Below are 7,464 nucleotides of genomic sequence, written 5' to 3'. Positions count from 1 at the left end.
TCACGAAAGCTCCTTCTCACAAATTGGAGCCTCCGGAAAACCCGGGGCGCTTCAGAGACGTCTTGTGTTGCGGGGATGACGCAATCGGGCGAATTCATAAGACTCTATCCTGTTCCCTTTCGCCTGATCCGCGACAACCAGCAATTCCAAAAATGGCAATGGATTTCCGCACACATCCGCAAAGCTCAAAAGGATCATCGACCAGAAAGTCACACGATCTCTGTCGACACCATAGCCTTGGACGGCAAGCCAATCAGCACGAAGAACGATTGGGCCACGCGCCGCAGTGAACTGAGCAAACTCCCACTTTTTTCCGATTTTGCAGCCCTTGAAGCCGCGCGCAAAAGTCAAGGCGGGACCTTGGCCCTGCTTCGTCCCGCACGGATCGACCGTCTCGAAATCACAAAGGCAGATAATCCGGACTGGACCGAGGCGGAGCTCAAAAAGTTGGTCAGTAGCCAGATCCAGGGCGGACTCTTCGACGAGCAGGATGACCGCGAGGTTCGGTTGCTACGGAAACTTCCCCACAATTTCTACTATCATTATGAATGCTTGATCGATGGCGAGACGCGCAGCTATCGCCATAAGATCGCCGATTGGGAAGCGGGTGCCCTCTACTGGCACTGCGTCGACAAGCATGGCTACGGGTGGGAAGCCCCCTTCAGGCAAAAACTTCAAACCGAATTACCGGCCAGGGATCTCCATTTCCTGATGGGGACAATCCATCGCTTTCCCGATCAGTGGTTGATCATCAGCATGATCTATCCACCCAGAATTTCTGCGGAACGACCTGTTCAGTCCGAAATGCTTTTTTGATCGGGCGAAACTTTCACGAATTGGCCACTCATCATAGATTCTGCGCAACAAACGACTGGATCGTGACGAACGCGACGAAATCGAAGCAGTGAATGGACGTCCGCTTCAAGCAATCAACTTGCGATAGGAGCCGTTCCGGACTGTCCAACGTTCCGCCCCTTCACGAACCTGTCGATATGCAGGTCGGGGATTTATACCGAGCCCGAGGTTATGCCGAACCCTCTGCAAAAATCGCGGGATTTCCGCTGATCTCGTAGCCAACCATTCGGCATAGTTGCGCGTCTTTCTCCTGCCGGAACGGCACAGGAGAGACACTATGGCTACTTTCAATATATCGGATGAGAGCCTTTGGCGGCGCCTTGAGGCGTCGCCGTACAAAGCCTTCGTCCAGAAGCTCGTCTCGTCCATGGAGACGGAAGGATACAGCCAGTCGTCGGCGCGATCGGTGATCTACATATCGGGCCGGTTTGTTGAATGGCTTGAAGAATCAGGCCCAGGATCAAGCGCCCTCGATTACAGCGCGTTCGATCGCTTCCTGAAGGTGCCAACGCTAAGTCATCTGTTCGGGCACGGCGAGCGCAAGGCGCTACGCCGGCTGCGTGCGATCATGGTTGATGCCGGTATCATCGGTCCAGCGCCCGCCACCACGGATCCAATCGACGTCACATTCGATCGTTTCGCCAACCACCTCCTCCATCACGGCTATCTGCCTAAGTCGATCATTGCTTTCGGATCATTCTGCAAACCGTTCCTTCGTGAGGTCTGGACCTGCAGCGAAGGCATCGCCCACCTGCGGGCACCAGACATCCTTTCTTACGTGGAGCGCCGGGCAGCACGCTACAGCCGCAGCAGCGCGTCGCTGATGTGCTGCTGCCTGCGCGGATTTCTCCGGTACGCCCGGGCGGAGGGGCTTGTTGAAGCTGACCTAGCGCTTGCCGTGCCGAAGGTGCGGAACGTGAAGCAGGCGGGTCTCCCCTGTTACATGAGCACAGAGCAGTTGGAGGCAGTTCTGGCTGGGTGCAATCGGGCGACTGTCGCGGGTAAGCGAGACTATGCAATCCTGCTGTTGCTGGCGCGTTTGGGCCTGCGAGCTGTCGAGGTCGCCCGGCTGACGCTAGACGCTATCGACTGGCGAGAAGGGCTGGTCCGGATCGATGGCAAGGGCGGCAAGGTTGCAACCATGCCGCTGCCGGATGATGTCGGCATGGCGATCATCGAATATATTCGCGGAGGACGGCCTCGCACGCGCGCTCGAACGCTTTTCCATTTGATCGAGGCCCCACGATCACCCTTCACCTCGGCAACACCTGTGATCCTGATCGCGAGGCGTGCTTTGCACCGGGCAGGCGTAACGGGTCTTGGTCGCAAGTCGCACAGCTTCCGCCACACTCTCGCAACCAACCTGATCCGGGCAGGCGCAAGTCTCAATGAGATCGCCCAGGTCTTGAGGCATCAGGACGCGGACACCGCGCGGATTTACGCGAAGGTGGACGTGGAGAGCCTCCGCACATTGAGCCTGCCTTGGCCGGGAGGTGCACTGTGACCCCGCTGCAAAACGCCCTGAACAGTTACCTCACAATGAGGCGTTCGCTGGGTTACAAGCTGACGACCCAAGAACAGCGCCTGCGCGGCTTCGTCGCATTCATGTCTCAGCGATCGGCGCAAACCCTAACGGCTAAGCTAGCCGTCGAATGGGCAGGCTCGCAATGCGGACCTGCAACATGGTCTTCACGGCTGTCCACTGTCAGGTCTTTCGCCCGGCATGCTCAAATGCTCGATCCCCGGACCGAGATACCTCCCTCGGGCATGTTTCCACCCCAGCGTCGCCGGCGACCGTACATCTACGCGCCCGATGAGATCGACGATCTGCTTCGAGCTCTTCCGAGCCTGGTTCCAACGCCATATCAGGCACGGACCTATTGCCAGTTTCTGGCTCTGCTCGCCACGACAGGGATGCGCTTCAGCGAGGGAGTTAATCTGACCCGAGCCGACGTGGATTTCACTGCTGGCCTAGTGACGATCAGAGAGGCGAAGTTCGCCAAGACCCGGATCATTCCGCTTCACCACACCGCGATCGAAGCGCTCAAGTCCTACGCGGATATCAGAGACGGCGTGAAGGCCCGAAGGGATGCTCCACACTTTTTCGCAGGGTTTAAAGGGAGCTTTTTGCGGCACGACGCCATTCATAAGCCGTTCCTCACCTGGGCCAGGCGAGCCGGCATCCGAGGTCCAGGGAGATGGAACGGACCATGCATTCATGATTTGCGACACACCTTTGCGGTTCGAACGCTGATCCGTTGGTACGAGGCCGGCTCCGACGTAGAAAGACGGCTGCCGCTGCTCTCCACCTATCTTGGCCATACCCATGTCCGCGATACCTATTGGTATCTCTCTGCGACCGCCGATCTGCTCCGCCACGCAAGCCGACGGTTCGAAGCGCGATGGGAGCATGCGTCATGACCAACATCCTTCCCAGACTCATCGAGCGCTTCTTCATCGAGCGACTGAAGCAACAGCGCAATGCCAGCTCCCATACCGTCGCGTCGTACCGCGATACGTTCCGATTGCTGCTGCAATTCGCGGGCCGCGAACTGGGGAAGTGCCCTTCCGATCTCGAACTTACCGACCTTAACGCCCATTTTATCGGCGCATTCCTGGATCATCTCGATGGATGCCGCCACGCGAGCGCAGCCACCCACAATCTGCGTCTTACGTGCATTCGCAGTTTTCTCCGCTTCGCCTCTTTTGAGGAACCCGCCGTTGCCGGCCAGATCCAGAGGGCCCTGGCGATCCCGCCGAAGAGGGCGATCCGAAGGGAAGTCACCTTCCTTGTAAGAAGCGAGATCGACGCAATCCTAGCCGCACCGGATACCAGCAAATGGATTGGGTTCAGGGATTACACGTTGCTGCTCACCGCCGTTCAGACCGGAATGAGGCTTTCCGAGTTGACCGGCCTGGACCGTGACGCGGTTTGCCTGGGCCCATCGGCACATGTCCGATGCCTTGGCAAAGGTCGGAAGGAGCGAGCGACGCCTATTACCAAGACCGCGCAACATGCACTGAGTGAGTGGCTAACGGAACCTGCTCGCCTGAAGACAACAGTGCTGTTCCCGACGATCCAGGGGGCGAGGATGAGCTCGGATTCCGTGCAATATCTTCTGGCAAAGTATGTGGGCCAAGCAGCAAAGGACTGCCCGTCCCTGCGAAGCAAGCGGGTTTCTCCTCATATCCTTCGCCATAGCGCAGCGATGGAATTGTTGGCGGCGGGTGTGGACACGACGGTCATTGCCCTGTGGCTCGGGCATGAGTCGACCCGATCGACCCAACCATATCTCCATGCACACATCGCGATAAAGGAAGCTGCCCTCGCTCGGCTTGAGCCCGTTTCCGGGCAGGCCGTTTCACGTTTCAAAGCGGATGATCAACTCCTCGCGTTTCTGGATTCGCTATAGAGATTTAAATCGGTAATTTACGATGTTTTGTTGACCTCGATAATTACATCGGATAAAAACGATGCATGGACACCGGCGATGCACTCTCGATTCTCTCAGCTCTAGGCCATCCGACGCGGCTCGATGCGTTTCGGCTGCTGATCAGGCACGAGCCTGAAGGTCTGTCGACCGGCGAACTGGTCGAGGCATCGGGGCTGACCCAGAGCACGTTTTCGACGCATCTCGCCGTGATGGCGAAGGGCGGACTGGTGCTTTCCGAGAAGCGTGGCCGCCAACAAATCCAGCGCGCCAACCTCGACGCGCTGCGCGGACTGATGGTCTATCTGGCCAAGGATTGCTGCCAGGGGCGTGCCGAACTGTGCGAGCCGCTTCTGGCCGAACTTACCTGCTGCTGAAGAGGCAACAATGACCGATATCGTGATCTATCATAACCCGCTTTGCGGGACCTCTCGTAATGCCCTGGCCATGATCCGCAATGCGGGCATAGAGCCTCATGTCGTCGAATACCTGAAGACGCCGCCAAGTCGCGCATTGCTGATGGAACTCATCGCGCGGGCCGGCATCACCCCGCGCGCTCTGCTGCGCCAGAAGGGTACGCCTTATGCCGAACTTGGCCTCGGCGCCGAGACCTTGACGGACGAGGCCTTGGTCGACGTGATGATGGAGCATCCCATCCTCATCAACCGGCCGCTTGTGGTGTCGCCGCTCGGTGTGAAGCTCTGCCGCCCTTCCGAAGTAGTGCTGGACCTCCTGCCTACCAAGCAGCGCGGCACTTTCGTCAAGGAAGACGGCGAAGTCGTGGAAGCGACCCGGCGATGACCCTTTCGGTTCGTAAGGCGACGGTCGACGATGCGCAGGCCATTGCGGCCATCTACGCCCATCATGTCTTGCATGGCACGGCGACCTACGAAGTCGTGCCGCCGACCGAGGAAGAGACCGTTGAGAAGATCTTGACGGTGTCCGGCCGGGGCTGGCCGTTCCTCGTCGCCTGCGATGGCGATCAAGTGGTCGGCTATGCCTACGCCACGCAGTTCCGGGATCGCCCCGCCTACACCTATGCTTGCGAGAACAGCATCTACGTGGCGCACGACCGGCGGGGCGGGGGCATCGGCAAATTGCTGCTCAAGGCCCTGCTGGAAGCCGCCGAGGCTCACGGGTTCCGCCGCATGGTTGCAGTCATCGGCGGGGCGGAACCTGCCTCGGTAGCTCTCCACGGTTCCTGCGGTTTTGAGCACGCAGGGCGCTTGACCGGCATGGGCTGGAAGGCCGGCCGCTGGCTCGACACGGTTTACATGCAGATCGCCTTGGGCAGCGGTATTTCGACCGCGCCTATCGCTCCTGGGAAGGACTGACGACCATGTCGCTTTTCGAGCGCTATCTCTCGCTCTGGGTGGCTCTGTGCATCGTAGTCGGGATCGGTCTCGGCCACTTGCTGCCCGGCGCCTTCGAGGCGATCGCAGCGCTGGAGATCGCCAACGTCAACCTCGTAGTAGCGGGCCTGATCTGGCTGATGATCATTCCGATGCTGCTGCGGGTCGATTTCGGCGCGCTCCATAGCCTTCGGCAGCACTGGCGCGGCATCGGCGTCACCCTTGTGGTGAACTGGGCGATCAAGCCATTCTCGATGGCGCTGCTCGGCACTTTCTTTCTCGGCTATCTGTTCGCGCCGATGCTGCCTGAAGGCGCATCGTCGTCCTACATTGCCGGGCTGATCCTGCTGGCTGCAGCGCCTTGCACCGCGATGGTCTTCGTCTGGTCCAACCTCGTCGACGGTGAGCCGAACTACACCTTGAGCCAGGTCGCGCTGAACGATCTGATCATGGTCTTTGCCTTCGCGCCGCTGGTAGGTCTGCTGCTGGGTGTGGCATCGATCACCGTGCCGTGGAACACGCTGGCGCTGTCGGTGGGCCTCTACATCGTCGTCCCGGTTGTCATCTCGCAACTGCTCCGCCGCGCGCTCCTTCGCAGCGGTGAACAGCGGCTCCAGCATTTGCTGTCCGCCATAGGCCCGATCAGCCTTGCCAGCCTGCTGCTGACGCTGGTGCTGCTGTTCGGCTTTCAGGGTGAGGAGATCATCCGGCAGCCACTGGTGATCGCGCTGATTGCCGCGCCGATTCTGTTTCAGGTCTATCTCAATGCCGGCATCGCCTACTGGCTCAGCCGCCGCTTCGGCGTGGCATGGTGCGTCGCCGGCCCTTCGGCGCTGATCGGTGCCTCCAACTTCTTCGAACTGGCTGTGGCCGCCGCCATCAGCCTCTTTGGCCTCAGTTCCGGCGCCGCGCTGGCAACGGTCGTAGGCGTGCTGGTCGAAGTGCCGGTGATGCTGTCGATCGTCGCCTTGGTGAAGCGGACTCGCCCCTGGTACGAGAAAGGTATTTCCGCATGAGACTGCGCGAACTCGCCGCCCCCGATCATCTTCCTGCTTTGGACAAGGCTTTCGCGTTGGCTCGTCCCGCCGCTGGCCTTGGCCCGGACCAACCGCCTCCGCGCATTCTGCTGCTCTACGGCTCGCTGCGAGAGCGCTCGTTTTCGCGCCTCGCCGTGGAAGAGGCGGCGCGCCTGCTGCAATTCTTCGGCGCCGAGACGCGGATCTTCGATCCTAGCGATCTGCCGCTTCCCGATCAGATAGCGGGAGACGATCACCCGGCCGTGCATGAACTGCGCGAACATGCGCTGTGGTCGGAAGGCATGGTCTGGTGCAGTCCTGAGCGCCACGGCCAGATCAGCGGCATCATGAAGACGCAGATCGATCATCTGCCGCTCCAGATGCGCGGGATGCGGCCAACGCAGGGCCGCACGCTTGCAGTCATGCAGGTGTCCGGCGGTTCGCAGTCCTTCAACGCCGTTAACTCGCTGCGCTTGCTGGGCCGCTGGATGCGGATGTTCACGATCCCCAACCAGTCCTCAGTGGCGATGGCCTACAAGGAGTTCGACGAGGGCGGCCGGATGCGGGCGTCGAGCTATTACGAGCGCATCGTCGATGTGATGGAGGAGCTGGTGCGTTTCACCGTGCTGATGCGGCCGCATGCGGCGCAACTCGTCGACCGTTACTCCGAGCGGAAGGAGGCCGGGAATCAGGTCGATGCTGCTATGGACCATTCGGCGATCGCCATCACTCCGCAAAGCTGATCTTTGACGAGAGAACCACTTAAGCGCTTGACCCTGTAGCAACTACAGGCCGTAAGGGGCTGCCTCA

Annotated in this window: 9 protein-coding genes; all 9 read left to right on the top strand. The window is 60.0% G+C overall.

Annotated elements, in window-relative coordinates; translation table 11 throughout:
* Positions 1–816, top strand: an 816-nt coding sequence (locus tag V7066_RS26840) for a hypothetical protein (protein WP_334185982.1), incomplete at its 5' end; no start/stop codon positions are given.
* Positions 817–1,132: 316 nt separating this feature from the next.
* Positions 1,133–2,359, top strand: coding sequence for a tyrosine-type recombinase/integrase (locus V7066_RS26835; RefSeq protein WP_334185981.1), 1,227 nt, complete (start codon positions 1,133–1,135; stop codon positions 2,357–2,359).
* Positions 2,356–3,276 carry a tyrosine-type recombinase/integrase gene (locus V7066_RS26830; RefSeq protein ID WP_334185980.1) on the top strand — a complete coding sequence of 307 codons (921 nt, stop codon included), beginning with the start codon at positions 2,356–2,358 and terminating at the stop codon, positions 3,274–3,276. Before V7066_RS26835 ends, V7066_RS26830 begins: the two co-directional genes overlap by 4 nt.
* Complete coding sequence (locus V7066_RS26825) at positions 3,273–4,268, top strand: tyrosine-type recombinase/integrase (protein ID WP_334185979.1); 996 nt, start codon at positions 3,273–3,275, stop codon at positions 4,266–4,268. The genes V7066_RS26830 and V7066_RS26825 overlap by 4 nt, the downstream gene beginning before the upstream one ends.
* A 65-nt stretch (positions 4,269–4,333) precedes the next feature.
* Positions 4,334–4,663, top strand: a complete 330-nt coding sequence (locus V7066_RS26820) for an ArsR/SmtB family transcription factor (protein ID WP_334185978.1) — start codon at positions 4,334–4,336, stop codon at positions 4,661–4,663.
* Positions 4,664–4,673: 10 nt separating this feature from the next.
* On the top strand, positions 4,674–5,087 hold the full coding sequence (arsC, locus tag V7066_RS26815; RefSeq protein ID WP_334185977.1) for an arsenate reductase (glutaredoxin): 414 nt from the start codon (positions 4,674–4,676) through the stop codon (positions 5,085–5,087).
* Positions 5,084–5,620, top strand: coding sequence for a GNAT family N-acetyltransferase (locus V7066_RS26810; RefSeq protein ID WP_334185976.1), 537 nt, complete (start codon positions 5,084–5,086; stop codon positions 5,618–5,620). Before arsC ends, V7066_RS26810 begins: the two co-directional genes overlap by 4 nt.
* Before the next feature lie 5 nt (positions 5,621–5,625).
* Positions 5,626–6,654: an ACR3 family arsenite efflux transporter gene (gene arsB, locus V7066_RS26805; RefSeq protein ID WP_334185975.1), complete on the top strand. Its 1,029-nt coding sequence runs from the start codon at positions 5,626–5,628 to the stop codon at positions 6,652–6,654.
* A complete protein-coding gene (arsH, locus tag V7066_RS26800; protein WP_334185974.1) occupies positions 6,651–7,397 on the top strand; it encodes an arsenical resistance protein ArsH in 747 nt (248 codons plus the stop codon). The genes arsB and arsH overlap by 4 nt, the downstream gene beginning before the upstream one ends.
* The last annotated feature ends 67 nt before the right edge of the window (positions 7,398–7,464 follow it).

This window comes from Novosphingobium sp., assembly GCF_036820275.1.
GTDB lineage: Bacteria > Pseudomonadota > Alphaproteobacteria > Sphingomonadales > Sphingomonadaceae > Novosphingobium.
The sequence above is the reverse complement of the archived record's forward strand: the minus strand, read 5'-3'. Positions and strand labels throughout refer to the sequence as shown.

Coding starts and splice junctions, on each gene's coding strand:
- arsC (WP_334185977.1), top strand. CDS start 4,674: ATGACCGATATCGTGATCTATCATAACCCGCTTTGCGGGACCTCTCGT.
- arsB (WP_334185975.1), top strand. CDS start 5,626: ATGTCGCTTTTCGAGCGCTATCTCTCGCTCTGGGTGGCTCTGTGCATC.
- V7066_RS26810 (WP_334185976.1), top strand. CDS start 5,084: ATGACCCTTTCGGTTCGTAAGGCGACGGTCGACGATGCGCAGGCCATT.
- V7066_RS26835 (WP_334185981.1), top strand. CDS start 1,133: ATGGCTACTTTCAATATATCGGATGAGAGCCTTTGGCGGCGCCTTGAG.
- V7066_RS26825 (WP_334185979.1), top strand. CDS start 3,273: ATGACCAACATCCTTCCCAGACTCATCGAGCGCTTCTTCATCGAGCGA.
- V7066_RS26820 (WP_334185978.1), top strand. CDS start 4,334: ATGGACACCGGCGATGCACTCTCGATTCTCTCAGCTCTAGGCCATCCG.
- arsH (WP_334185974.1), top strand. CDS start 6,651: ATGAGACTGCGCGAACTCGCCGCCCCCGATCATCTTCCTGCTTTGGAC.